Annotated in this window: 21 protein-coding genes and 2 tRNA genes; 14 read left to right on the top strand and 9 right to left on the bottom strand. The window is 66.4% G+C overall.

The window, feature by feature from the left end; genetic code table 11:
- Window positions 1-131: 131 nt before the first annotated feature.
- From galD to XcodCFBP4690_RS08030, 6 genes are all read right to left on the bottom strand, one after another.
- Window positions 132-1,802: a GH35 family beta-galactosidase GalD gene (gene galD / locus XcodCFBP4690_RS08055; protein WP_104540499.1), complete on the bottom strand. Its 1,671-nt coding sequence runs from the start codon at window positions 1,800-1,802 to the stop codon at window positions 132-134.
- A gap of 83 nt (window positions 1,803-1,885) precedes the next feature.
- Window positions 1,886-3,802 carry a sialate O-acetylesterase gene (locus XcodCFBP4690_RS08050; RefSeq protein WP_104540461.1) on the bottom strand — a complete coding sequence of 639 codons (1,917 nt, stop codon included), beginning with the start codon at window positions 3,800-3,802 and terminating at the stop codon, window positions 1,886-1,888.
- A gap of 106 nt (window positions 3,803-3,908) precedes the next feature.
- Window positions 3,909-6,170, bottom strand: coding sequence for a WD40/YVTN/BNR-like repeat-containing protein (locus tag XcodCFBP4690_RS08045; RefSeq protein ID WP_104540460.1), 2,262 nt, complete (start codon window positions 6,168-6,170; stop codon window positions 3,909-3,911).
- 111 nt (window positions 6,171-6,281) lie between these two features.
- Window positions 6,282-9,002 (bottom strand): TonB-dependent receptor, encoded by a 2,721-nt coding sequence (locus tag XcodCFBP4690_RS08040; protein ID WP_104540459.1) that lies wholly within the window; start codon window positions 9,000-9,002, stop codon window positions 6,282-6,284.
- A 333-nt stretch (window positions 9,003-9,335) separates the two neighbouring features.
- Window positions 9,336-12,188, bottom strand: coding sequence for a TonB-dependent receptor (locus tag XcodCFBP4690_RS08035; RefSeq protein WP_430523609.1), 2,853 nt, complete (start codon window positions 12,186-12,188; stop codon window positions 9,336-9,338).
- Between the two features lie 336 nt (window positions 12,189-12,524).
- Complete coding sequence (locus tag XcodCFBP4690_RS08030; protein ID WP_104540457.1) at window positions 12,525-13,496, bottom strand: LysR family transcriptional regulator; 972 nt, start codon at window positions 13,494-13,496, stop codon at window positions 12,525-12,527.
- A gap of 415 nt (window positions 13,497-13,911) precedes the next feature.
- Here XcodCFBP4690_RS08030 and XcodCFBP4690_RS08020 point away from each other — a divergent pair, with 415 nt between their 5' ends.
- The 5 genes from XcodCFBP4690_RS08020 to fdxA all read left to right on the top strand — a co-directional run bounded on the left by XcodCFBP4690_RS08020 (window position 13,912) and on the right by fdxA (window position 18,121).
- Window positions 13,912-14,544: a 2-dehydro-3-deoxy-6-phosphogalactonate aldolase gene (locus XcodCFBP4690_RS08020; RefSeq protein WP_104540456.1), complete on the top strand. Its 633-nt coding sequence runs from the start codon at window positions 13,912-13,914 to the stop codon at window positions 14,542-14,544.
- Window positions 14,541-15,689: a galactonate dehydratase gene (gene dgoD / locus XcodCFBP4690_RS08015; protein ID WP_104540455.1), complete on the top strand. Its 1,149-nt coding sequence runs from the start codon at window positions 14,541-14,543 to the stop codon at window positions 15,687-15,689. The genes XcodCFBP4690_RS08020 and dgoD overlap by 4 nt, the downstream gene beginning before the upstream one ends.
- Window positions 15,683-16,594, top strand: a complete 912-nt coding sequence (locus XcodCFBP4690_RS08010) for an SMP-30/gluconolactonase/LRE family protein (protein ID WP_104540454.1) — start codon at window positions 15,683-15,685, stop codon at window positions 16,592-16,594. Before dgoD ends, XcodCFBP4690_RS08010 begins: the two co-directional genes overlap by 7 nt.
- Entirely contained in the window at window positions 16,591-17,469 is an 879-nt protein-coding gene (locus XcodCFBP4690_RS08005) for a 2-dehydro-3-deoxygalactonokinase (RefSeq protein WP_104540453.1), read from the top strand. Before XcodCFBP4690_RS08010 ends, XcodCFBP4690_RS08005 begins: the two co-directional genes overlap by 4 nt.
- A gap of 328 nt (window positions 17,470-17,797) precedes the next feature.
- A complete protein-coding gene (gene fdxA, locus XcodCFBP4690_RS07995; protein ID WP_039404267.1) occupies window positions 17,798-18,121 on the top strand; it encodes a ferredoxin FdxA in 324 nt (107 codons plus the stop codon).
- A gap of 106 nt (window positions 18,122-18,227) precedes the next feature.
- On the opposite strand, the gene XcodCFBP4690_RS07990 is transcribed toward fdxA, so the two are convergent.
- Both XcodCFBP4690_RS07990 and dapA read right to left on the bottom strand, forming a co-directional pair.
- The gene (locus tag XcodCFBP4690_RS07990) at window positions 18,228-18,746 is read right to left on the bottom strand and encodes a hypothetical protein (RefSeq protein ID WP_104540451.1); all 519 of its coding nucleotides are present in this window, start codon (window positions 18,744-18,746) and stop codon (window positions 18,228-18,230) included.
- A 16-nt stretch (window positions 18,747-18,762) separates the two neighbouring features.
- Complete coding sequence (dapA, locus tag XcodCFBP4690_RS07985) at window positions 18,763-19,671, bottom strand: 4-hydroxy-tetrahydrodipicolinate synthase (protein WP_104540450.1); 909 nt, start codon at window positions 19,669-19,671, stop codon at window positions 18,763-18,765.
- A gap of 92 nt (window positions 19,672-19,763) precedes the next feature.
- Between dapA and XcodCFBP4690_RS07980 the strand changes: the two genes are divergently transcribed.
- The 9 genes from XcodCFBP4690_RS07980 to XcodCFBP4690_RS07940 all read left to right on the top strand — a co-directional run bounded on the left by XcodCFBP4690_RS07980 (window position 19,764) and on the right by XcodCFBP4690_RS07940 (window position 25,300).
- A complete protein-coding gene (locus XcodCFBP4690_RS07980; protein WP_011036914.1) occupies window positions 19,764-20,390 on the top strand; it encodes a glycine cleavage system transcriptional repressor in 627 nt (208 codons plus the stop codon).
- A gap of 14 nt (window positions 20,391-20,404) precedes the next feature.
- On the top strand, window positions 20,405-20,755 hold the full coding sequence (locus tag XcodCFBP4690_RS07975; protein WP_167394518.1) for a ribonuclease E inhibitor RraB: 351 nt from the start codon (window positions 20,405-20,407) through the stop codon (window positions 20,753-20,755).
- Window positions 20,756-20,795: 40 nt separating this feature from the next.
- Window positions 20,796-21,278 (top strand): peroxiredoxin, encoded by a 483-nt coding sequence (locus XcodCFBP4690_RS07970; RefSeq protein WP_104540449.1) that lies wholly within the window; start codon window positions 20,796-20,798, stop codon window positions 21,276-21,278.
- 82 nt (window positions 21,279-21,360) lie between these two features.
- Window positions 21,361-22,758, top strand: a complete 1,398-nt coding sequence (locus XcodCFBP4690_RS07965) for a PhoH family protein (RefSeq protein ID WP_104540448.1) — start codon at window positions 21,361-21,363, stop codon at window positions 22,756-22,758.
- Window positions 22,758-23,240, top strand: coding sequence for a hypothetical protein (locus XcodCFBP4690_RS07960; RefSeq protein ID WP_104540447.1), 483 nt, complete (start codon window positions 22,758-22,760; stop codon window positions 23,238-23,240). The genes XcodCFBP4690_RS07965 and XcodCFBP4690_RS07960 overlap by 1 nt, the downstream gene beginning before the upstream one ends.
- A gap of 82 nt (window positions 23,241-23,322) precedes the next feature.
- Window positions 23,323-24,132, top strand: coding sequence for a bifunctional hydroxymethylpyrimidine kinase/phosphomethylpyrimidine kinase (gene thiD, locus XcodCFBP4690_RS07955; protein WP_167394517.1), 810 nt, complete (start codon window positions 23,323-23,325; stop codon window positions 24,130-24,132).
- The gene (locus tag XcodCFBP4690_RS07950; protein ID WP_104540445.1) at window positions 24,129-25,010 is read left to right on the top strand and encodes an alpha/beta hydrolase family protein; all 882 of its coding nucleotides are present in this window, start codon (window positions 24,129-24,131) and stop codon (window positions 25,008-25,010) included. Before thiD ends, XcodCFBP4690_RS07950 begins: the two co-directional genes overlap by 4 nt.
- A gap of 40 nt (window positions 25,011-25,050) precedes the next feature.
- Window positions 25,051-25,127 (top strand) — tRNA-Arg (locus XcodCFBP4690_RS07945).
- 96 nt (window positions 25,128-25,223) lie between these two features.
- Window positions 25,224-25,300 (top strand) — tRNA-Arg (locus XcodCFBP4690_RS07940).
- A 121-nt stretch (window positions 25,301-25,421) separates the two neighbouring features.
- Here the strand turns inward: XcodCFBP4690_RS07940 and XcodCFBP4690_RS07935 are convergent.
- Window positions 25,422-26,414: a DedA family protein/thiosulfate sulfurtransferase GlpE gene (locus XcodCFBP4690_RS07935; protein ID WP_104540444.1), complete on the bottom strand. Its 993-nt coding sequence runs from the start codon at window positions 26,412-26,414 to the stop codon at window positions 25,422-25,424.
- Window position 26,415 lies beyond the last annotated feature (1 nt).

The raw sequence follows: 26,415 nt of genomic DNA, 5'->3' as shown, positions 1-26,415 counted from the left end.
TTTCGTTTATGAAGCAGCACGCAAGGCGGCGATGGTCGGGCAAGCCCTGTCGATGCGGCGGAATCGACGTGCTGCATGGCGATTCCGCGCAGCGGCCGCCCGCCCGAAGGCGGCGCCGTCTCACGTGGCGATTACTTGTAGGTGGCGAGCTTGATCTTGAGCAGTTGCGGCACGCTGGAGAAATTGACCCCGTAGTCGGTCTGGTCGCCGTTCCAGTTGCGCTGGAACTGCCACTGCGTGCCCTCGTACACGCCTTCCTCGACGCGGTCGTAGAACATGTTGGCGGTGGCGTCGCTGGCCGGGTGCAAGGTCACGCGCGCATGGTAGCCGGTGACCAGGAACTCGTCCGGCCCCAGTTCGGCGATCAGGGCGGCGCCGATCGGTTCGGGATTGCCCGGTGGATCGCCCTTGAACCAGAACTGCGGCACGCCGTAGGTGATGGTGGCGCTCCAGCGATCGTTGAGCTTGAGTTCCTGCACGGCCTGGCCGGGTTCTTCGGCGGTGCCGTGCAACTTGCCTTCGGACGCGGCCTTGGCGAACGGGCGCATGCCCATGCTGACCGCCTTGTAGCCCAGTGCGAACGGCGCCAGGGTCTCTTCGTTGACGTGCTTGGCGCCCAGCGGGTAGTTGGAGTAACGGGTGAAGTCGATACCGAAGGCCGACCAGCCGATGCCGTCGTGGCCCAGCGTGGGATACAGGTAACGCGCGTACTCCGGGCGGTTGCCGGTTTCGGCCACGAACAAGGCATTGTCCGGGCGCGCGTAGCGCTCCAGCACCGTGGTGTACATGCGGTATTCGGGCATGTAGATGTCCGGTGCCAGCAGATCGATATGCGGGCCGGCGGCCTTCCAGACATCGAGCACGTTGTCGGTAGGGCCGCCGCTGGCGTACTGCCCGGGCTGACCCGGATTGAACGGCCCGCGCAGCGCGGCATTGACGTACATCGGCAGCGGATATTCGGCCTTGCCGGCTTCAGTCACCTGGTCGATGTAACGGCCGATCGACCACGCATGGAAGAACTCATCGGCATCGGCGCCGAATACCTGCGCCCAGGTGCCCGGCTGCTTGTTCAAGCGCTTGATCAGCTCATCCGGCACTGGCCCGTCGAACAGCTTCTGCGCCATCGGCGAAAAGTCGCGCACGCTGCCATAGGTGCCCGGCTCGTTCTCCGGCTGGATCATGATGACCGTGTGTTGCGGGTCCACCTTCTTCAGGTGCTGCATGAAGGCCACGAACGCCTTGCGGTCGGCGTCCAGTGTGGCCTGCGCATGCGGCGACAACGAACCGATCGCCTTGCCCTCGCGGGTGATCACGCGCGGGAAGCGCTGGTTGTCGGCCTTGACCCACAATGGGGCATACGCCGGGCCATTGTTCTTCCAGGTGGCGAACCACAGCAGCACCAGCTTCACCTTGTGCTCGCGCGCCTGGGTGAGCAGGGTATCGACGAAGGAGAAATCGAACTTGCCCTCTTCCGGCTCCACCTGTTCCCAGGCGATCGGCACCTGCACGGTGTTGGGGCCCATCACCTTGATCGCCGGCCATACCTTGTCCAGCACGCCGGGATAGTTGCTGGAGTTGTTGACCTGCGCGCCCAGGATCAGGAATGGCGCGCCGTCGACCAGCAACGCATGCTTGCCGTCCTTGCTGACGAACTGCGGCATCGGCGTCTGCGTGGCAGGCGCCTGCGCAGAGGCAGGTGGAGTGGCTGGCGCAGTTGCCGCGGGAGTGGCGGTGTCGGGCTTGGCAGCGCTGTCCTGCTCGCCGGATTGACAGGCCGCCAGGGCCAGCGTCAGTGCGGACAGCAGCAGAGGACGCAGACAGTGACGAACACTGGAACGGGAGGCTGCAGGCGTGACGGGGGAATGCATGGTCATAAGACTCCGTGTCACCAGGTATCGGTGCGGAAGGGGGAAACGGGCAACTGCTCGCGGCTGATCAGGTTGGCGTCGTCGGGGTTCTCGCTCCAGCCATAGCGCACCGCAACCGGCGCGCTCACCTCGTCGCTGTGCACGGTGATGCGGTCACCGTCGATTTGCGCGGTGGCCGGATGGAAGCGTTGATCGGCACCGGCAATACGCATGCCTTGCACCGCACCGCCGCTGCGCACCTGCAGCGCACTGCCCTGCAGATCGAACGTCAGCACCGCCTTGTCGCCGTCGAAACGCGCGCGCTTGAATACCGGCGCGCTGTACACCAGTTTCTCGCCATAGGCCACGTGCCGCGCAGCCAGCGCCAGGCGATGCCCGACATCGCGCTTGTTGGTGGGATGGATGTCGGTGGGGTTGCCGATATCGATGATCACCGCCTGCCCGGTCGCCGGCAGTGCCAGCGTCTTGGATTGCGACTCGCGCAGCAGCGCCCATGGACTCAGCTCGCCCTGGTCGCCGCCGGCCTTGAAGTTGGCCAGCTGCACCCACAGGAACGGCAGGGCCTTCTGGCCACGTTCGGCGCGCCACTGCTGGATCATTGCGGCAAACTGCTCGCGGTATTTCACCGCCCCGCTCTCGCTGGCATTGGTTTCGCCCTGGTACCAGATCACGCCCTTGACCGGGAACGGCTGCAGCGGGTGAATCATCTGGTTGTACAGCAGCGTCGGCAGCTGGTTCTTGTTGTCGGTCAACGAGACGCGCACCGCAGCGGGGCGGAACTTCCAGCCGCTCAATGCATGCTTGGCGCCGTCGTTGGTCTGCACGAAGCGCTGCTCGTCCGGGCCATGCATGCCGCCCCCGCCGCTGAGATCTTCCACGCGCACCGCAATGTGATTGACGCCGGCCTTCAACGCCGCTGCCGGCACCTGGTAGACGCGCGGCAGGTTCCACTGCTTTTCGGTACTGCCCACCTGCTGGCCGTTGACGTAGGTGATATCCGAGTCGTCGATCTGGCCGACGCCCAGCGCGATGCCGGCCTTGGCTTGCGCCGCAGTCAAGGTGAAGGTGGTGCGGTACCAGGCAATGCCATCCATGCCATCGAAACCGCTGGCCTCCCATTGCTGGCTGGTCGGGATGCTGTCCCAGTTGCTGTCGTCGAAGTCCGGCTCACGCCACTGCGGCGTGTCACCATCGACTTTGGGCCAGCGCGCGATGCGCTTGCCGGTGGCGGCCTGCGCCGCGGCATCGCGCTGCTTGATCGCCTCGATGGCGCCCTGATTCTGAGTGGCGTTCAAGCCCAGCGAGGCGGCGTCCATCCAGGCCTCGATCGCGCTGCCGCCCCAGGTACTGTTGATGATGCCGATCGGCACGCCGGTACTGGCGCGCAGTTCCCTGGCGAAGAAGTAGCCCACTGCGGTGAACTCGCCGGCGTTGGCAGGCGTGGCGGCCCTCCACTCGCCTCCGGCCAGGCGCGCTTGCGGTTGCACCGACCACGACTTGGGGACCTTGAAGTGACGCAGCTGCGGATCGTTGGCCGCCGCTACCGCCTGCGCGCCGTCGCTGGCCTGCGCCAACGGCCATTCCATGTTGGATTGACCGCTGGCCAGCCAGACATCGCCGACCAGCACATCGCGCACCTGCAGCTGGCCACCGTCGCCCTGCACGCTCAGCACGTAGGGGCCGCCCGCCGTGTGCGCCGGCAGGCTGACCTTCCATGCTCCCTGCGCATCGGCCTTGGTGGTGGCGCGCTTGCCGTCCAGGCTCACGCTGATGGATGCATTCGGTGTCGCCCAGCCCCAGACCGGCATCGGCTGGTCGCGCTGCAGTACCGCGCCATCGCTGAACAACAGTGGCAGGGTCGGCTGCGCCGCTGCGAGCGGGCTGACCAGCGCCAGGCCCAGCAGGCAGGCGCGGCAAACGAAGGTGACGGTCATGCAGTGATCTCCAGGGGCAGCGCGGCCAGTCGGCGCGCAACGAGGCAACGGGGGACGAAGCTGGACACGCTAGGACAACGCGATGACACGCATAGGGACGGCGCGCTCATCGCGGGTCGCCGTAGAAGATGCCACGTCCGCCGGTCGCGAAATACACCCGGCCGGGAAGCCGTGGGTCGCCGGTGACGCTGTATGGTTTGCCGAAGCGATGCGCGTCGTCGTTGATGCGCCGCCAGTGCGCACCGTCGTCGTCGGAGCGGAACACCCCATCCACCCCGGCCACGCGACCGGCCAGGTACAGCGCCGGTGGCGCGCCGTCGCGCAGCGGCTTGCCGATGCCGAGCGAGCGTGCCTCGTCCGGTGTCGACAGGGTCTGCAGGCGGCCGTCCTGCCAGCGCATCACGCCACGCGCCGGACTGGCCAGATACACGACGCCTGCGCGCCAGGGATCGGGCCGCAACTGCGGACGCCTGCGCTCGTCGCGCGCCGGCGTGCCCAGCGCCTGCCCGGTATCGCGGAAACTGGCCGCACCATCGGTACTCTCGTACAGGCGCCCACTGAGCGCATCGGCGGCGTACCAGCGCTGCGCATCGACACGGTCGGCCACCACCACCGCGGTCTCGGGCAGGCCCTGCACACGCTGCCAGTGCCTACCGAAATCCGCAGTGCGCCACACACCGCCGTGCTCCGGCGCCCACACCACCTGCGCCGCATCGGCACCGATGGCGATCGTGCCGGCTCCCTGCCCGGCCGGCGGCTCGCTGGCGAATGCACGCCAGTGCGCACCGCCATCGCGCGAGTACAGCGCGCGGATTTCGTTGTTGCGGCGATTGCGCACGGTGCCGCTGCGAACCACCGTCAACGGCGCCTGGCCGGCGGCGTCGATGCTCTCGCCATTGGTCAGGCGCGGGCCGGCATATTGCAGCTGCGCGCTGTCCAGATCGTCGTGGCGAAAGCCATCGATATCGCCGAGCGCGCTGAGCAGATGCGCACCGGCCATCGGGCTGAGCAGATCCAGCGGCACGGTTTCCTCCAGCCCGCGGTCCTGAAACCACCAGTGCAATGGCTGCTGCGTGCGCGCGAACTCCTGCAGATTGCGCGAGGCCCAGATGCCATAGCCGGTGACGAACAGCGCGTGGTTGCTGTCGAACGGATCGATCGCCAGCGCGCCCATCCAGTGCGGGGTTGCCTGCGCGGTCCACGGCGCAGTGCTGTGGTCGAACTGCGAGTCCGCCAGCAAGGGCGTCCAGCTGCGGCCGCCGTCGGTACTGCGAAACAGCTCATCGCGTGGCGTGCGGCGGCGGAAGGTACTGGCCAGCACGACCTGCGGCTGTTGCGGATCCACCGCAACCGCGCCCCAACCGAAGCCATCGCCGCTGGCCGGCTGCGCGATCGGGCTGATCTCGTCCCAGCGCGACTGCGCCGGGGTGTACTTCCACAACGCGCCGCCGGCCATCAGGTCCGGGCCGGGCTGGTCGCCGTAGCTCAGGTACCAGTGTCCGTCGCTGCCGCCGGCCATGTGGCTGGGGCGCAGGCCCTTGGGTTGTCCAGCTACGGCAGACCAAGTGCGGCCCGCATCGTCGGAGACGTAGAGGCTGGTCTGTTCGGTGGACACCCCGACATAGATGCGTGGCGTCAGCATCCCCTGCTTGCCGCTGGCCGCGTCGAACACCACGAACGCCACGCCCACCGCCTGTTCGCGCCCGACATGGTTGCGCGCGTGCGCTCCTGCAAACGCCTCGGCCGGAAAGCTGGTCACGCGCGACCAGTGCGCGCCGCGATCCTCACTGCGCCACAGGCCGGCATCGCGCGAGCCCAGCAGCAGCACGCGGCCATCGTGGGGGTCCACCGCCAGCCGCTCGCCATTGGCGCGGCCGAGCTGGTTGCCCCCCAGTTTGAACGGCAGGTCCGCACGCTGGAAACTGCGGCCGCGATCGAACGAGCGCAGCAGGGCCGCATGGCCGGCGCGTTCGTGCATATAGGTGCCCGCCGCCAGATAGATGGCCTCGGGGTCGGCAGGGTCGATGGCGAAGGCATCGATGCCCATCAGGTTCCAGTCGTTCGCACCCAGCCAATCGGTCAGGGCAATCCACTGCTGCGCTCGCGCGTCCCAGCGATACGCGCCACCGACATCGGTGCGTGCATAGGCAAGATCGCGCTCGGCGGGATGGAACAGCACGCCGGTGACGAATCCGCCACCGCCGATGGCGACACTGCGCCAGTGATACGGCCCGGGCGTGCCGGGCTCGGCCGCAGACACGTGGGGCGTCATGAAGGGCAACACCAGCGTCAGGCAAACGGCAGTCAGCCACGCATGTGCTGCGGAAAGGCGGCGCTTAGCAGTAGGCGGATCGATCATGGCGATCATTCCTCCAGCTCCCCTCGCGATCGATGGCATCGCCATCGATAGGAAAAACACCGGCCCGACGAGCTGCCTGCACAGCTCGCCGGACCGGAGACGCACTTCCTACGGCGCGTTCTACAGGCTGGCCCGTAAGGTCAGGCCATACCGACGATCGTTGATCACGAAGTCGCGGTAGCGCGACTCGACACCCAGATAGCTCTCGCGGCGGGTATCGAGCAGGTTCACGCCATCCAGCGAAATCGACCACACATCATTGAGGTTGAAACGCAGCGAGGCATCCAACTGGCCGAAGCCCTTGTTGTAGACCGGCAGGTTGCCGGTGCCGTTGCCCGCGGTGGTCACCAGCCAGTCGCTGCGCCAGTTGTAGGCCACGCGGCCCTGGAAGCGCTTGTTTTCGTAGCTGAGGATCGCGTTGTAGCTGTTCTTGGACAGGCCTTCCAGCGGTACCGTCAGCGCCTGGCCATTGGTATCGGTGGCGGTGGGGCTCGGCGCCTCGCTGTCGACGTAGGTGTAGTTGGTCTGCAGGCCGAAGCCGCTCAGCCAGCCCGGCAGGAAGTCGAAGAACTGCGTATAGCCCAGTTCCGCGCCGCGGATCTTGCCCGAGTCGCCATTGACCGGACGGGTGATCTGCCACACCTGGCCGTCGTACACCTCGTTGAAGACGGCGTTGGCGATGAAGCCTTCCACCTTCTTGTAGAACACGGTGCCGTACATCATCGAGCCCTGGCCGAAATACCACTCCAGCGCGGTGTCGAACTGGTCGGCCTTGACCGCTTCCAGGCTCGGGTTACCCGCGTTGCCAGTGAAGGTCGAGGCGCCGTTGGAGGTACCGGTGCTCAGGCTCAGGTTGGGGTTGAGCTTGTCGAACGTCGGGCGCGAAATGCCGCGCGAGGCCGCAAACCGCCACTGCAGCTGGTCGCTCAGCATCCAGCGCAAGTTGAGGCTAGGCAGCACGTCGGTATAGGTCTGCTGCGCATCGACCGGAATCAGGCCGCCGCCTTCGGCATCGGTGCCGGTACGCACGCCCTGCGAGCCGACTTCGGTACGGACCACGCGCACGCCAATGTTGCCGTCGAACGGGATGTCGCCATCCACGCCGAAGCGCAACACACCGTAGGCCGCGTAGGTCTTCTCGTTCTGGGTGTTGATGTTGTTGGGCGCAAATTCCAGCGGGCTGGCACCGAAGGTCGCTAGGCTCTGTTCGTAATTGGCCACCGCTGCGTCCGAGGCGGTCAGCGTGCGACCGAAGGTGCTGCTCTCACCGCGGAAGAAGTCGGTGATGGGGTTGGCCACCAGACCGATGCTGGGGAACTGCGAGAACGGCGTGCCCGAGCAATCGTTGATGCACATGAAGCGCCACACGTTGCCCTTGGTCTCGGCATCGCGGTCGGTGTAGCGCACGCCGGCCTTGAAGCTGCGCACGAAATCGCTGTCGAACGCCAGATCCATGTCCGAACGCCAGGCGAACTCGGTGCCCTTATTGTCGTCCTTGTTGTCCAGGTGCCAGCGCCAGCCATCGTAGTTGTTGACATCGGCCAGGTAGCCTTCTGCGCCGCTGGCATCGGTCACCGACAGGCGCGGCAGATCGCCACGAAAGTCGACGTTGAACTGCGGGCTGGTGTCTTGCCCGGTGGCGATGATGTAGCGGGTGCCCTTGGTGGTGGCATCGACATACTGGAAGTCGGTGCTCAGGGTCAGCTTTTCGTTGACCGTCCACTTGGCGCCCAGCGAGTAGTCGGTGGTCACCGAGTGACGCTCGGTCAGGCTGGTATTGGATTCGGTCGGCACGTTCTGGAACGAGCCGTTGACGAATTCGTTGCGGTTGTTGACCTGGATGCCCGGCAAGCCCTGCATCGGGTTGGCGCCGGTCAGCGCGAAGAACGAATAGTCGTGCCAACTGAAGTCGTAGTCCGACCGCAGCACCTGCGTATAGACCTCGACATCGTCGTTGGGACGCCACTGCATCGCAAACGCACCGGTCTTGCGCTCGCGCTCGCCGATGGTGGTATTGATGCCTGCACCGTGCGGCACCGAGATGCCCTGGCCTTCGTAGCCCGGCAGATCGGTCTGGGTGTACCACGGCTCGATCGAGATGGTGTCCTGGCGGAACGGGCTCTTCTGCTGCGAGTAGTTCACCAGGATGCCGATCTCGCCGATGCCGGTCTGCCAGCGATCGCTGAACAAGCCCGAGAACGCCGGCTTGCCGTCGTCGGCCAAGTCGTAATAGTTGTACTGGACGCTGCCGGCGATCTTGCGGCCTTCATAGTCGAACGGCAGGCGCGTGCGCAGGTCGACGGTGCCGCCCAGGCCACCTTCGATCATGTCGGCCGACGGGTTCTTGTACACGTTGACGCCGCCGAGTAGTTCGGCCGACACGTCTTCGAAGCTCAGGCCACGGCCGTCGTTGGCGGTGAAGATATCGCGGCCATTGAGCTCGGTGCGCACCTGGGTCAGGCCACGAATGGCGATCGAGCTGCCTTCACCGTAGTTGCGCGAGATCTGGATGCCGGAGATGCGTTGCAATGCTTCGGCGACGTTGTTGTCGGGCAGCTTGCCGATGTCTTCGGCGACGATGGAGTCGACGATCTGTTCGGCATTCTGCTTGACCAGTTGCGCCTTGGTGACGCTGCTGCGCGTGCCGGTGACCTGCACCGTGTCCAGCTGCTGGGTGGTCGCATCCGACGCCGGTGCAGCAGTGGTGGTCGCATCCTGCGCATAGGCCTGCGCGCTCAACAGCGTGGCCACACTGATGGCCATCACGGAGCGGCGGAAATCACGGATCGAACGCTGACCCACAGCCCGGCCTGCCGGAATGTGGCGATGTTGCACTGACATGGTGCTCCCTCCCAGGACGCATGTACTGCTCGTTTTAGCGGGCCGGTGCGCAAACGCCCTGCCCGTCGTTGTTGCTGGCCTGCATCTGCCATCCGGCCATTGCCGGTCATGCGGATGCGTGGTCGCCCTGACGGGCAGACCTGCGACTGCGGCGGGAGCATAGGGTGCGGCCGTCATGCCACACCAATGAAATATTCCTGGAAATCTATTCTTTAAACCTATAGCAACCGCGCGAAACCTGACAGGTCTGGCATTGCGGCCAGACCTGCCGATCAGCGCGAAACAGCCTCGACTGCGCGGCTGGCTTCACAGTCGAGGCGTGACTGCGCACACTTACCAGTTCATGCGCAGCACCAGCGAATAACGCCGGTCGTTGACGAAGGACGAGCGGGTGTACAGCCGCGTGTCCACTTCGCCGCCCTCGTACGAGGTCGGGCCCATCAGCACCTTGGTCACCGTGTTGGTCAGGTTGTTGGCCTGCACGCCCAGCTGCAGATGCTCGTTGAAGCGATAGAAGAACGAGCCATCGAGCTGACCATAATCGTCGGCCCAGGTCGGCAGGCGGGTCGCCGCGTCGCTGGTGGTCAACAGGTAGCGCGAGCGCCAGTTGTAGGCCAGGCGCAACGACAGCGGACCCTTCTCGTAGATGCCGGCTAGGTTGTAGCTGCGCCGCGACAGGCCTTCCAGCGGCAGGTCGACACCCTCCACGGTGGTCCGGGTGTAAGGATCGATGGCGGTATTGGCGCCGCCCTTGCTGTCGACGAAGGTGAAGTTGGCATTGACGCCGAAGCCGCTCATCCAGCCCGGCAGGCTGTCGAAGAACTGCGTGTAGCCCACTTCGGCGCCACGGATGGTGCCTTCGTCGGTGTTGTACGGCCGGGTCACCAGCCACTGGCGGTTGTCGTAGGTCTCGGCGCGGGTCTGGGTGGAGAAGTAGTCCTTGACCTTCTTGTAGAACAGCGTCGTATAGAGCATGTCGCTGGTGTCGAAGTACCACTCCAGCGCGGTGTCGAACTGATTGGCCCGCATCGGCTTGAGGGTCGGGTTGCCCGCAGTCCCGACGAAGTTGGTGGCGTTGCCGGCGTCGTCGGTTTCCACGTTCAGCAGCACATACGGCTGCAGCTGGGTGTAGTCCGGGCGCGCCATCGCCTTGGATGCGGCAAAGCGCCATTGCAGGCTGTCGGTGAAACGCGCGCGCAGGTTCAGGCTGGGCAGCACGTTGGTGTAGCTGCCCTGCGAGTTGTTGTCGAAATACTGGCCGGTGTAGCGCGCCTGCAGCTCGGGCGACACGTTCAGGCCGGACAGATCCTGAAATTGACCGAAGCCTTCGGCCTGGGTCTTGGTCTGCACGATCCGCACGCCGACGTTGCCGTCCACCGGCACCCCCAGCGCTTCCTCGTTGCCGAAGTACAGCGCCGCATAGGCGGCCTGGGTGCGTTCGAACTGCCGGTTGGTGTCCTGCGGCTGATAGGTATCCGGTGCCCAGCCCCACCCACGCAGCGCCACGATCTGCTGCTGCAGCAGATCCGATGCGCGTCCGTAGTTCCGGACCAGCCCGCCATTGGGCACGATCAAGGTGGTCGGCACGTTCACGCCGCCGCGGAAGAAGTTGGAGAAGGTGAACTGCGAGGACTCGTTCGGCAGGTACTGCGACATGTTGGCCAGGCCATTGGCGCTACCGGGGATGGCCGCCCAGTTGTCCGACAGCACGCCCCAGTTATAGCCGGAGTTCTTGTTGGTCTGGTTGCGGTCGGTGGCGCGCATGCCGAAGCGCGCAAAGCGCAGCCAGCTGCTGTCCTGGAAGGTGTATTCCAGATCCACGCGGGTGGACAGCTGCCGCCCGCGGTTGTGGCCCAGGTGATCCATCGCCGCGGCCCAGAAGTAGTTGGACGGGTCCTGGGTAAAGCCCTGGTTGGCGATCTGCACGCTCGGATACTTGCCCGATACGTCGTAGGTCAGGCCAGGCAGATAGGTCGCGCTGAACACGGTGAAGTCCAGCTGGTCGTTCTCCGACTGCACCAGCTGCACATCGCCCTTGATCTGCAGGTTGTCGTTGAAGTAATGGCTGAAGCCCACCGACAGGTCGGAGGTGGTGGTCTGCTGATCCGAATAGCGGTTGTCGGTATTGAAGCGCACGCCGTCGCCGGTCAGCAGGCCGCGCCAGGAGTTGGACACCGGCGATCCGCGCTGGAACACGCCGTTCTGGTCGTACTGGAAGGTGGTGCCCGGCGCCGGGCTGATGCTGTTGTTGCTGTCGTTGAAGAACGCCGCGCGCTCCTGCCAGTTCATGTCGTAGCGCGAGCGCAGGTATTGCGCATAGATCTCGGTCTGGTCGCTGGGCCGCCACTGGAACGCGGCCGCGATACCGTCGCGTTTGCGTTCGAAATCCAGCTGGCGCCAGTTGACCCCGCCCGGAACGAACACTTCGCTGCGGCCGCTGCCGGCCAGCACCGCGTCGTCGGTGCGGCGCACGTATGGCTCGACCTGGATGCCGTCCGAGCGGGTCGCCAGTTCCGAATGGGCGATGTCGATCATGAAGCCCATCTCGCCGACGCCGGTCTGCCAGCGATCGCTGAACAGGAACGACGCCGACGGCTTGTACTTCTTGCTCATGTCGCCCCAGTTGACGTCGACATTGCCGCCGACGATGCGGCCCGGGTTGTCGAACGGCATGCGCGTGCGCAGGTTGACCGTGCCGCCCAGCCCGCCTTCGATGATTTCCGCCGAGGGATTCTTGTACACGTCCACGCCGGCCATCAACTCGGCCGGCACGTCTTCGAAGCTCAGGCCACGGCCGCTGGCGGCGCTGAAGATGTCGCGCCCGTTGAGTTCGCCGCGCACCTGGGTCAGGCCGCGGATCATCACACCACTGCCTTCGGCCGAGAAGTGATCGGGGTCGCTGCGTGCGGCGAAGTGGTCGATGGTCACGCCGCTGACGCGTTGCAGGGTTTCGGTGACGCTGCGGTCGGGCAGCGCGCCGATGTCTTCGGCACTGACCGAATCGACGATCTGCGCAGCATCGCGCTTGATCACCTGCGACTTGATCAGGCTGGCGCGCACGCCGCGCACCTCCACCGTGTCTAGATCGACCGCGCTGCTGGCGTTGCCCGAGGGTGCGCTCTGCTGGGACGCGGCCTGTTGGGCATACGCCGGCGCAGCGAGCAGCAGCCCGATGCTGATGGCCATGGCCGAACGACGCAACGGTGGCAGACAACGCGCGCGCACGCCCGTTCCCGCCGAGGCATGGCTTGAAAACTTGAACATCTGAATCCCTCCCAGGACGCAAGACGACTGAAGACTGGTTGTCGCGACGCAGGGCGCGCCGCGTGATCGAGCAGAACAGACGCTGGCGCCCGCCCTCACTTAACTCCTACAAGGCGGCTTGGCCGCCGATCACCTGCCCGACTTCACGTGCGCTTCAGCGTGCGATCTGGTGCACAGATATAGGCGTCCGGTCTAGCGCCAGCCAATGAAAAATTCACATCCTGGTATTACCTCAAGGAATACAAATGGAAGAGCCTGTTAAGCAAAGGATTCCGGCCCGCGCAGCGCCGGGTACAGGCGCCTGGCGGTGGTGCGCAGCGCCTGCAAAATCCGCTCGGCACCCGGCGGGAGGATGTAATCGCGCCGCCGGATGATGCCGAACGACTCCATCCGCACGCCCAACTCGATCGGCAGCACGGTCAGCAGCTTGGCCTGGATCAGCGGCGCCACCGACTCCACCGGCAAGGCGGTCAGCATGTCGGTGCCACGCAGCAGGGTCGAGGTGACCGGCAGCGACGAGGTTTCGATGGCATTGGTCGGCGTCTGCACGCCATGCTCCATGAACATCGAATCCAGCCGTGCGCGCAGCACGCTGTCGGCCGGCGGCAGGATCCAGCCATGCCGCACCAGATCGGCATGCTGCAGGCCGGCGCGGCTGGCCAGCGGGTGGCCGGCGCGGGCGATCACCGAATGCGGCTCGTCGGCCAGCGGCTCGAACTCCAGCTCGCCCACCCCTTCCGGCCCCAGGATGCGGCCGATCACGATATCCAGCTGGCCATCCAGCAACTTGGCCACCAACGGGCGGCTGTAGTCCATCTCCACCCGCACCAGGATGTCGGGAAACTCGCGTTTGACCTCGGCAATGGCCTGCGGCACCAGGTTGGTGCCCGGGTTGACCACGGTGCCGATCGACGCCTGCCCCATCCGTCCGGCGCGCAGGGCGGCGATTTCCTCCTGCGCGCGGCCGATCTCCGACATCGCCGCGCGGGCGCGCCGGATCAGCACATGTCCGTACCAGGTCGGCTCGACACCCCGGGCATGCCGCTCGAACAGCTTCACCCCCAGCATGTCCTCCATTTCGGCCAGCAGCTTGGAGGCGGCCGGTTGCGTCATGCTGGCGGCCTCGGCCGCGCGCAGGACCGAGCGCTGTTCGTGCAGATGCAGCAGCAGCAACAGTTGACGGGTTTTCAGGCGGGCTGCGTTGAACCAGGGAGTACCGGAATTTGCCATGGGGTGCGGTTGCGGCCGTGTATTCGTCGGAGGAATAGAATATGCCGAAAATTTCATTTGCAGCACATATCTCACCGCGCGAGGCTAGCGCTCGCCGCAACAGGAGCCCCTACCTCCCGGGCGCGGCCAGAACAGACGTGACCCGCCTCGACCAGGCGATAACACGTACGCCATGACCGCGGAGGTGGACGACGATGACGGCAACTTGCCGGCCGCTTGCGGGCCGTAGCTGCATGCGTGTGCATGCCGGGCGTGCCCATCGGCATCGCATCGCGGCGCTGCCACCGCACTTCGTTTTTCTTCCCGGATTGCGCATCGGCGGCGACCTGTCGCCTGCGCAGTTGCGCAAGCTCCCCCGACGTTGCCGGCCGCTTGGCCGCCAATGGCCGCTTTCCGCTCTATCGCGAGTAACCGCATGACCTCAGACACCACCGCCAGCCTGTTCGCCCTGCCGCTGATCGCCATCCTGCGCGGCATCACGCCGGAAGAGACGCCTGCCCATGTCGGCGCGCTGATCGAGGCCGGCTTCGATGCGATCGAGATTCCGCTCAATTCGCCGCGCTGGGAGCAAAGCATCGCCCTGGCCCAGCAGACCTATGGCCAGCGCGCCTGGATCGGTGCCGGCACCGTGCTGCGCAACGAAGACGTGGACACCCTTGCCGAGATCGGTGCGCGCTTCATCGTCACCCCGAATACGCGTCCCAGCCTGATCCGCCATGCAGTGGCGCGCGGGCTGACCGTGGTGGCCGGCTTTGCCACCGCCAGCGAGGCCTTCGACGCCATCGACGCCGGTGCCACCATCCTCAAACTGTTCCCGGCGGCCACCTATGGCGCGGCACATGTGCGCGCCCTGCGCTCGGTGCTGCCCACGCACATCCCGGTCTACGTGGTCGGCGGCGTCAGCCCGCAGACCCTGGCCGGCTTCATGGCCCAGGGCGCGGCCGGCGCCGGCATCGGCGGCGAACTGTACAAACCCGGCCAATCCCTCGAAACAACCCAGACGCATGCACGCGCGTTCGTGCAGGCCTACCAGGAACTGCAAGGATGAAGATCACCCGCCTCACCACCTACCACGCCGCACCGCGCTGGCTGTTCCTCAAGGTCGAGACCGACGAGGGCATCACCGGCTGGGGCGAGCCTGTCATCGAAGGTCGCGCGCGCAGCGTTGAGGCCGCCGTGCATGAACTGGCCGGCTACATCGTCGGCAAGGACCCGGCGCGCATCAACGACCTGTGGCAGACCATGTACCGCGCCGGTTTCTATCGCGGTGGCGCGATCCTGATGAGCGCCATCGCCGGTATCGACCAGGCGCTGTGGGACATCAAGGGCAAGGCGCTGGGCGTGCCGGTGTACGAGCTGCTGGGCGGGCTGGTACGCGATCGCATGAAGACCTATCGCTGGGTCGGCGGCGACCGCCCCGGCGCCATCATCCAGCAGATCACCGACTACCGTGCGCTGGGCTTTGACACCTTCAAGTTCAACGGTACCGAGGAAATGAAGCTGATCGACAGCGCGCGCGCGGTCGATGCGGCGGTGGTCAAGGTGGCCGAGATCCGCGAAACCTTCGGCAACGCCATTGATTTCGGCATCGACTTCCATGGCCGCGTCGGCGCACCGATGGCCAAGGCGCTGCTGCGCGAGCTGGAACCGTTCAAGCCGTTGTTCGTCGAAGAACCAGTGCTGGCCGAACAGGCCGAGTACTACCCGCGCCTGGCCGCGAGCACCTCGATTCCGCTGGCCGCCGGCGAGCGCATGTTCTCGCGCTTCGAGTTCAAGAACGTGCTGTGCGCCGGTGGCATCGGCATGGTGCAGCCAGACCTGTCGCACGCTGGCGGCATCACCGAATGCGTCAAGATCGCCGCGATGGCCGAGGCCTACGATGTGGGCTTCGCCCCGCACTGCCCGCTCGGCCCGATCGCGCTGGCCGCCTGCCTGCACGTGGACTTCGTCTCGCACAATGCGGTGCTGCAGGAACAGAGCATCGGCATCCACTACAACGAAGGCGCCGACCTGCTCGATTACGTCGTCAACAAGGACGATTTCCAGTGTATCGATGGCAGTATCGCCGCATTGCCCAAGCCCGGGCTCGGTGTGGAGATCGACGAAGACATGCTCAAGCGCGCCAACGAAAATCCGCCCGACTGGCGTAACCCGGTGTGGCGTCACGCCGATGGCAGCATCGCCGAATGGTGAGCACGCCCGAACACACCGCCGTACTGGCGGTCGACAGCCGCTGCACCCATGGCGAAGGCGTGCTGTGGTGCGAACAGCGCCAGGCGCTGTACTGGGTCGACATCGTTGAAAAGCGCCTGTGGCGGCATCATCCGGCCACCGCGCAATCGCGTTACTGGACGCTGCCCGATCGCCCGGGGTGCCTGGGCCTGATGGACGATGGCCGCGTGCTGGTCGCGCTGGCCAAGGCCATCGGCATCGTCGACCCGGACAATACCGAGGCAGACGCGCTGCCCTTCGAGAAGCTGGCCGACATCGAAGCCGACAACCCGCTCACGCGCAGCAACGATGGCCGCGTGGATCGGCACGGCAATCTGGTGTTCGGCACCATGGACGAACACGACAGCAAGGCCGCACGCGGCGCGTTCTACCAGTTTTCGCTCAAGCACGGCTTGCGCGCCTTGCCGTTGCCGGGCGTGTCGATCCCCAACTCGATCTGCTTCAGCCTCGACGGCCGCACCCTGTACTACTGCGATTCGGTGCGCCCGCAGATCCTGTGCTGCGATTACGACCCGGAGACTGCGCAGACCAGCAATACGCGCGTGTTCACCACCCTGGACCGCGACGACGCCGAACCGGACGGCTCGATCATCGACAGCCAAGGCCATCTGTGGAATGCGCAATGGCGCGCCTGCCGCGTGGTGCGCTACCGGCCCGACGGCAGCGTGGAGCGCATCGTGCAGTTGCCGATCAAGCACCCCACCTGCAGTGCGTTCGGCGGCGCGGCGCTGGATCGCCTGCACGTGATCTCCTCGCGCCTGGACCATAGCGCCGAAGAACTGGCGCGCATGCCCGAGGCCGGCAGCCTGTTCGTGTGCGACCTCGCCATCGCCGGCCTGCCCGAAAGCCGGGTGGCCAGCGCATGATCGCCATCGACTGGGGCACCAGCAGCCTGCGCGCCTACCTGCTCGACGCCAGTGGCGCCGTGCTCGACCAACGTCGCGGCAGCGACGGCATCCTCGCCTGCCAGGGCCGTTTTGCCGACGTGCTGAGCGCATTGATCGACAGCTGGGAGGGTCCGGTGCTGCTCTCGGGCATGATCGGCAGCCGCAATGGCTGGGTCGAACAGGCCTACCTGCCCTGCCCGACCGACACCGCCACCCTGGCCGCGGCCATGCGTCGCTACGACGACCTGCTGCCCGGCCGCACGTTGTGGTTCGTGCCCGGCGTCAGCACAGGCGAGCGGACCGGCGTGCCCGACGTGATGCGCGGCGAAGAGACCCAGCTGGTCGGCCTGCTCGCCAGCCTGGGAGAGGGCGACCACGTGGCCTGCCTGCCCGGCACCCACAGCAAGTGGGCCACGCTCGCCAACGGACAGCTGACCGACTTCGCCACCGTCATGACCGGCGAGCTGTACGCGGTGCTGTGCCAGCACAGCATCCTCGGCAAGCTGATCCCCGACGCCCACGCCGAGCTCGACGCGCCCGCGTTCCTGCTCGGCATCGAGCGCAGCGCCGAACCGGGCGGGCTGAGCCACCATCTGTTCGGCACCCGCACGCTGGGCCTGTTCGACCGCTTGTCCCCTGCGGCACTGCCGTCCTACCTCTCCGGCCTGCTGATCGGCCACGAACTGCGCGAACACCGTGGCACGCACACCACCGTGCACCTGGTCGGCAGCCCCGCCCTGGCGCAACGCTACGCGCTGGCGCTGCAGCATGTGGGCGTCGACAGCCAGTTGCACCCGGAAGATCTGGCTGCGGCAGGGTTGTTCGCGCTGGCCAGGCAACGCGGGCTGGCTTGAGGCAAGCCCCTCTCCCGCGGGGCGAGAAAGCACGGCTTACGCGCCACTGGCGCGTGTGCCTTGGAGCGCCAGCGCCGCGGACGCGGGCCGGGGCGCAGAGCGGGGGTTGGGGTGAGGGTACGGCGGCAGACAGCCGACTTGACGAACTCACCCAACACCGCTCCAAGCGCGCACCGCCGTCAGCCAACCTGACTAACCGACAGGCACCACCTGCGCAGGACGGCACGCAGCCGGCGCAGCAAAAATCGCACGCATCCCCAAAGATCACCAACTCCACACCCGTCCCCCGACTGCTTTAGAATTGACAGGCTAAACGCCGGATTCCGCCATGCCTTTTGTTGTCACCGAAAACTGCATCAAGTGCAAATACACCGACTGCGTCGAGGTCTGCCCGGTGGATTGCTTCCACGTTGGCCCGAACTTTCTGGTCATCGACCCGGACGAGTGCATTGACTGCACCCTGTGCGAACCGGAATGCCCGGCCAACGCGATCTATCCGGAAGACGATGTGCCGGCAGGCCAGGAGGCCTTCGTCGCGCTCAATGCCGAGCTCGCCAAGGCCTGGCCGGTGCTGACCGTGCGCCAGGAGCCGCTGCCCGATGCCGCCGAATGGGATGGCAAGCCGAACAAGCTGCCGCTGCTGCAGCGCTGAGGCCGCCTGTTCCTGGCGCAATCGCACAGCGCCATCACCACAAGCGACGCAAAACGAAACGGGCGCCCCAGGCGCCCGTTTCGCTGTCCGGCCGTGCTGCAACCACTCAGCCGCCGAGCTTGCTCTTCAGCGAGGAGATCACCGCCACCGGCGCGGCCGCCGTGGCCGGCATGCCACGCGGGTCCACCGCCGACACGTAGCTGCCGGCTTCCACCTTGACTACGCGTACCAGGAAGCTGGACCCCTCGTAGCTCACGTCGTAGGAGCCGAGCATCTGCGCCTTGCTGGCGATGGTCAGGCCCGGAATATCGGCCAGCGCGGCGCCCACCTTGGCGAACACCTCGTCGCGCTCGCCCGGCACGTTGAAGCCGCTGTTGGCGCTCGCCGACGGCGGCGTGTTGGTGTTCTGCTGCGCGGTGGAGGCCAGGGTCGGCACCTTCATCGCACCGGAGGTGTCGGGCAGGTTCAGATCCGGCGGCACTTCCAGCGGGCGGGCTTCCGGTGCCAGCGCATAGTCGCCGCGCGCGCCCTTCTTGAACCAGCTGCAACCGCTCGTGGCAGCGACAGTGGCGGTCGCCAGCAACGCGAGCGACAGCACGCGGACGGGGGAAACGGAATGACGCATCGATAGATCTCCTGGGTCAGGCCGCGAGCATTTCGCGGCTGGAAAGCGCTTCCAACGCAATGGCGTCGGCGGCAAGGCGGTCGGCGGCAGGCTGGTGCGCCGCGGAAAGTGGGAGCAGCGGCAGGCGCAGGCCTTGCCCGATCCCGGCGCGTTGCAGCAGCGCCTTGACCGGGATGGGATTGGATTCGATACCGCAGAAGCTGTGGTACTCGCTCAGGCGTGCGTCCCAGGCCAAGGCGGCCTCGCGCCGCCCGTTGCGCGACAGATCGCACAGGCGGCGGTAGGCCGAAGGCAAGGCATTGGAGGCCACCGAAACCAGACCATCGGCGCCAGCCAGCATCGCCTGCGCCGCACTGCCATCGTCGCCGCTGAGTACCACGAAGGAGCCACTGCGCAGCGCCACCAGCGCGGCCACGCGCTCGGATTCGCTACGCGCCTCCTTGATGCCGACGATGTTGGGGTGATCGACCAGTTCGGCCACCGTCTCCGGCAGCAGGTCGCAACCGGTGCGGCCGGGCACGTTGTACAGCACCACCGGCAGCCCGCCCTGGTCGGCCACGGCCTGGAAATGCGCCTTCAACCCGGCCTGGGTCGGGCGCACGTACGGCGGCGTGACCACCAGCGCGTATTGCGCGCCCAGCGCGGCGGCGCGGCGCGTCTGCGCGATGGTCTTGGCGGTGCCGGACAGGCCGGTACCGGCCAGCACCGGCACGCGGCCGGCCACCTGGGCCACCGCTGCACGCAGCAGCGTGTCGTATTCGTCGTCGCTCAGGGCGGCCGCTTCGCCGGTGGAGCCAGCGACCACGATTCCCTGCACACCACCGTGCAGCTGCTGCTCCAGCAGCCGCCGCCAGGCATCCAGGTCGAGTGCGCCATCGGGACCGAAGGGGGTCGCCAGCGCGGTGATGATGCCGGAAAGGGACAAGATTCTGCTGCTCTTACGTGACAGGAAAGGCCCGCGCGGGCGCGGGTTGAGACCACCTGCATGTTACTTGCGGCGCGAAAGCACGGGCAAGTATGCTGGTCACCGCCAGGGCGCCTGCCCGGGCGGCCATTCAGCCTGATGCAATGCCGGAAGCCCCTTTGACCGACTCCACTCCCCGGCCTTCGCCGACCGAAAACCACCTCCTGATCAACGCCTACACGACGCATCCGGAGTCCCCCCTGTTGCCCGTCACCCGCCGCATCGCCGACAGCGGCTGCAATCTCGTGGACGCCCGCCTGGCCACGGTCGGGCGCGATGTCTCGGTCACCGCACTGGCCACCGGCTCGTGGGACTCGGTCGCCAAGCTCGAAGCCATGCTGACCCGCCTCGAGCGCGAGGAAGGCCTGAAACTAGTGTGGTACCGCACCGGCCCCAAGCAGGCGCAGTCCAACCTGCTGCCCTACATCGTCGAAGTGATTGCCGCCGACAAGCCCGGCATCCTGTTCCAGCTGGCCGATTTCTTCGACCGCCAGGGCATCACCATCGAAAACCTGCAGAGCACCCGCTACCGCGCGATGCAGACCGGCGCGGAGATGTTCTCGGCACAGGTGACCATCGGCGTGCCGGCCAACATGCATATCGCCGCCTTGCGCGACGATTTCCTGGAATTCTGTGATCACCTCAATCTCGACGCGATCATGGACCCGATGAAGTTCTGAGGCAGGAGTTCTCCATGGCCATCGCACTGTCCGCGCTGAAACAGATGTTCGACCACATCCGCTCGGAAACCGACTGGAATCTGGACGGTCCGCTGCGCTGGGAATACTTCTTCGCCGACCCGGCGCAACAGCCGCTGCAACAGCTGGCCGAACAACTGACCAAGGACGGCTACCGCGTCATCGACATCTTCCTCGGCGAACGCGACGAAGACGATGGCGACGACGAGCAGTCGTATTTCCTGCACGTGGACAAGCGCGAGCACCACACGCTGGAGTCGCTGAATCAGCGCAATGCCGAGTTCGATGCGCTCGCCAAACGTTTCCATGTGGCTGCTTATGATGGGATGGATGTCGGCCCGGCCTGATCGGCCGCCGACCGCCTTTCCCCTTCAAGGCCAAGCAACGATGACCGACGCAGCAACCGAACTTTCCGCCGCAACCCTCGACCTGCCGCTGGCCCTGTCCGGCGGCGCGCAGACCACCTTGCGCCACTACGCCGGCAAGTGGCTGGTGCTGTACTTCTATCCCAAGGACAGCACTCCGGGCTGCACCACCGAAGGCCTGGACTTCAATGCGCTGCTGCCGCAGCTCAAGAAGGCCGGCGCGGCGGTGCTGGGCGTCTCGCGCGACTCGGTGAAGTCGCACGATAATTTCTGCGCCAAGCAGGGGTTCGCCTTCCCGCTGGTCAGCGATGGCGACGAGGCCTTGTGCCGCGCCTTCGACGTGATCAAGGAAAAGAACATGTACGGCAAGCAGGTGCTCGGCATCGAGCGCAGCACCTTCCTGCTCTCGCCCGAGGGGCGCATCGTGCAGCAATGGCGCAAGGTCAAGGTGGCCGGCCATGCCGACGCCGTGCTGGCTGCGTTGAAGGCGCACGCCAAACAGTGACATCCCTCGTTTCCCGCGTCCTCCATCACCCTGCCCCGGCAGGCGTGATGGCTCGCCCCTGCTCCATCACCTGGAAGACCCAATGACCCGAGGCAAGCGCATCTACGTGCTGGACACCAACGTGCTGATGCACGATCCCACCGCGCTGTTCAAGTTCGAGGAACACGATGTGTTCCTGCCGATGCAGGTGATCGAGGAGCTGGACAACGCCAAGAAGGGCACCTCCGAAGTCAGCCGCAACGCGCGCCAGGTCAGCCGCTTCCTGGACGAATTGCTGGAAAACACCAATGCCGAGCAGATCCAGGCCGGCATCCTGCTCAGCCACCCGCAGGGTATCCAGCTCAAGGGCCAGGCGGCGATCGGCCGGCTGTACTTCCAGATCCACCCGATCGACCCCGGCCGTACCTTCGGCGCGATGTTGCCGGACAACAAGATCCTGGCCTCGGTGCTGGCGCTGCGCGAAGAAAATCCGGATGTGCCGGTCATCCTGGTGTCCAAGGACATCAACCTACGCATCAAGGCCTATATCAGCGGCCTGGTCGCCGAGGACTACCAGAACGACCGCGCACTGGACGATTTCAGCCTGCTGTTCACCGGCGCGGTCGAACTGCCGGAAGATTTCTGGCAGAAGCACAACGAAGACCTGCGTAGCTGGAACGAGCGTGGCCGCACCCATTACGAGATCGTGCTGGCCGAGGACGAGGACTGGTATCCCAACCAGTACCTGTACCTGCCGGGCGACGACGAGGTGGAACTGCGCGTGGCGCGGGTCGGCGGCGGCAAGGCCACGCTGTGCCTGGTCGACGACTTCCGCCACACCCAGCACGCGGTGTGGGGCATCGCGGCGCGCAATCGCGAGCAGAATTTCGCGCTCAATGCCCTGATGGACCCGGAGATCGACTTCGTCACCCTGCTCGGCACCGCCGGCACCGGCAAGACCTTGCTCGCGCTGGCTGCCGGCCTGGCCCAGACGATGGACCAGCAGCGCTACCGCGAAATCATCATGACCCGCGCCACGGTCAGCGTGGGCGAGGACATCGGCTTCCTGCCCGGCACCGAAGAAGAAAAGATGACCCCGTGGATGGGCGCGCTGACCGACAACCTGGAAGTGCTCACGCACAACCAGGAAGGCGGCTCATGGGGCCGCGCGGCCACCAACGACCTGCTCGCCAGCCGCATCAAGATCCGCTCGATGAACTTCATGCGCGGACGCACCTTCCTGTCGCGCTATCTGATCCTGGACGAGGCGCAGAACCTCACCCCGAAGCAGATGAAGACGCTGATCACCCGCGCCGGTCCCGGCACCAAGATCGTCTGCCTGGGCAATGTCGAACAGATCGACACGCCCTACCTCACCGAAACCACCTCGGGCCTGACCTACGCGGTGGACCGCTTCAAGGCCTGGCCGCACAGCGCGCACATCACGCTGCGCCGTGGCGAGCGCTCGCGCCTGGCCGATTTCGCCTCGGAGGTATTGTGATGCGCCCCCTGCGCGGCGCCTTGGCGCTTGCGGCGATCGCGCTGGGCGGCTGCGCCACCACGCCCTCGCCGTCCAGCGTGCCGACCAACCTCAAGAGCGGGCAGTCCTGGATCATCAGCCGCCAGGGCATCGCAGAGCAGGTGCTGGACACCTGCTCGCGCGATAGCCCCGCCCGCCAGCCCGGACGCATCAGTGGCTACTGGGCACCCAGCCAGCAGCAGATCGAACTGCTGGAGTCGCGCCAGGATGCGCTGACCCCGACCATTGCCGAACCGCGCGAGTACGACCGCCAGTACGTGGGCGTGGTGATCCAGGGCCAGCAGTTGATCTACATCAACGCCTTCAAGCTGCCCAACGACCCGCCGGTCAAGCCGGCCCGGGAGGCGATCCGGGTCTGCGACGGTGGCAGCGCGTTCTGGGGTGCGCTGTACGACCCGCAGACCGGGGCGTTTTCGGAAATCGCCGTCAACGGCAGTCCCTGACGCGAGGCTGCTTCGCGCCAGCGGGCGCATGCCTCGCATCCGCTTGTGCACAGGCGCCGCCCGGGCAGTGCAGAATCGGCACATGACCACGCCCAGCACGCTGTCCGCCTTGACCATCGCCGGCTCCGATTCCGGCGGTGGTGCCGGTATCCAGGCCGATCTGAAGACCTTCGCCGCGCACCGCGTGCATGGTCTGTCTGCCATCACCGCGCTGACCGCGCAAAACACCCGTGCGGTCACCGCGGTGCATGTTCCGCCGGTCGCTTTCCTGCAGGCGCAGGTGCAGGCCTGTTTCGACGACTTCCAGATCCAGGCGGTGAAGCTGGGCATGCTGGCCAATGCCGAGGTCATCCATTGCGTGGCCGACCTGCTCGAAACGTATCGCCCCCCGTTCGTGGTGCTGGACCCGGTGATGGTGTCCACCAGCGGCGCGCGCCTGCTCGAGGACGCCGCGCTGGACGCACTACGCAGCCGCCTGCTGCCGCTGGCAACGCTGATCACGCCCAACACGCCCGAAGCCGAGCTGCTGACCGGCCGCCGCATCGACGATGCGGATGCCGCCGAGCATGCCACCGCGGCCCTGCTCGACCTCGGCGCGCAGGCGGTGCTGCTCAAGGGTGGTCATCTGCTGGAGGGCGCGCGCGTGATCGATCGCTTCGATGACGGCGTCACCCAGGACGTGTTCCTGCATCCGCGCCTGCAGGTGGATGCGCACGGCACCGGCTGCAGCCTGTCGGCGGCGATCGCCGCACAGCTGTGCCAGGGCCTGTCGCTGCTCAACGCCTGCGAAGCGGGCATCGACTATGTGGCGCGCGCCATCCGCATCGGCCAGCGCCCGGGCCATGGCGAGGTGCTGGTGCTCGACCACTTCGGCGCCGCGCCCGGCGCATGAGCGTGCACAGCGACAGCCTGACCGCCAGTGCGGCGGATGGACATCGCTGGCAGGTGATCCGCTGCGCGCCCGCACAGCCGGTCGCCTCGCTGCTGTGGCTGCCGGCGCTGGGCGTGGCGGCACGGCATTACCTGCCGTTTGCAACAGCACTGGCATCCGCCGGCATCGCGGTGCATCTGCACGAATGGCGCGGCAACGGCAGCAGCACGCTGCGCCCATCGCGCCAGCACGACTGGGGCTTTCGCAGCTTGCTGGCCGATGACATTCCGGCCAGCCATGCGCTGATGGCGCTGCACGATCCGCAGCACTCCCACATCGTCGGCGGCCACAGCCTGGGCGGGCAGCTGGCCTGCTGCCATGCAGCCTTGCAGCCGGCGCGGATCGCGCAGCTGTGGCTGGTCGCCAGCGGCTCGCCGTACTGGCGGCGGTTCCCGCGCCCCATGCGCTACGGGCTGCCAGTGGCGTATCGACTCCTGCCCTGGCTGGCACGCGTGCAAGGCGTGCTGCCTGGGCGCTCGCTGCGCTTTGCCGGCACCGAGGCGCGCAGCCTGATCGCCGACTGGGCCCGGGTCGGTCGCAGCAATCGCTATCGCGCAGCAGGCACCGCATGGGATCTGGAACGCGCACTGGGCGCGCTCACCGTGCCGATCACGGCGGTGACCCTTGCCCGCGATCCCTTCGGCCCGCCTGCAGCGCTACAGACATTGCTGCGCAAGATGCCGCGCGCACCAGCCGCTGTGCAGCCGCTGGACGATCTACAACTTGGCGTGCGCAGCGATCATTTCGCCTGGATGAAGGCGCCCGCCGCGGTGGCTGCGGCGCTGCTGGGGATGCGAAACAACGCGGTCGACAGCAGCCGAAGTTCACAAAGGGATTGACGACCCATGCGGGCATCCGCATAATTCCGCTCCTGACGAGGCGCCCGTAGCTCAGTTGGATAGAGTACCTGGCTACGAACCAGGCGGTCGGGAGTTCGAATCTCTCCGGGCGCACCATCTTCAGGAAGTACAAAAAGACAGCAGTGAAGCGCTGTTTTTTCAGTTAAACGTCCGCTTGCAACGCATCGGATGCGCAAGACAAAAACAAGATATGCGCCCGTAGCTCAGTTGGATAGAGTACCTGGCTACGAACCAGGCGGTCGGGAGTTCGAATCTCTCCGGGCGCACCAATCTTGAAGAAAACGACCAGCTTGCTGGTCTTTTTTTTGCCCGTCGTCCTGNCCCCGCGCAGGCCGCGTCACCGTCGGTCGTTGATCGCCACGCTCCTTTCACGCACGCGCACGCCGATGATCACATCGTCGCACCTCGCGCCTCCACGTCGACGGCCACCACCACCGGCGGCAACGAGGTCACCGGGTAGCCGGCGGCGTGCCATGCGTCCAGCCCGCCCAGCAACGGCCGCACGTCGCGATAGCCGCACGCGCGCATGCGCCCGGCCAGCCATGCGGCAGACACTTCGCCCGGGCACGCGCAATAGATCACCACCGTACGTTCGCGCGGCACGCTGGCAAGGATCTGCGCAAGCTGTCGCTCATCGGCGAACACGGCACCGGGAATCGTGTACGGCTGCAGATCGCGGTACCCGGGTGCACGAATGTCCAGCACCGTCGGGCGCTGCTGCGCATCGCCATCCAGCAACGGCAGCAGTTCGTCCACCGCGATGCGCGCCTGTTCCAGCGACCGCAGCAGGCTATGCCGGCGCCACCAGCGCCAACCGACATAGCAAGCCAGCAGCATCGCCAGCACCACCACCGCACCGGACCCCAGCTCGGACAGGAACGCCAACACGTCCTGCACCTGGTCGGCGAACAGCGCCCCCAGGCTCAGGCCGGCCAGCGCCCACAGCGCGGCCCCGAACGCGTCGTAGCGCAGGAACGCCGCCAGCCGTACCTGGCTGGCACCGGCCATCGGCACCGACACCATCGACAGACCGGGCACAAACTTGGCCACTGCCAGCACGCGCACGCCCCAGCGCGAAAAGAACCGCTCGGTCTGCTTCATGCAGGTGTCGCGCGACAACGACAGGCGGCACAGCGACTGCAAGGTGCGGTTGCCGAAGCGGCGGCCGGCCAGATACCAGGCCAGATCGCCCAGCAGGCTCGCCAGCACCGACACCCCCCACGCCGCCAGGCCTGCCAGCCAGGCATCGCCGCCGCCCGCCAGCGCGTAGCCTGCGCCCACCAGCACCAGCGTCGGCAGTGCCGGCACCGGCAGCCCGAGCGACAACGCCAGCACGTTGGCGAACACCAGCGCCAATCCGTACTGTTCGATCAAGCCTTGCATG

This window comes from Xanthomonas codiaei (genome assembly GCF_002939785.1).
Classification (GTDB): Bacteria; Pseudomonadota; Gammaproteobacteria; order Xanthomonadales; family Xanthomonadaceae; genus Xanthomonas; species Xanthomonas codiaei.
This window is presented reverse-complemented; position numbering and strand designations above follow the sequence as displayed.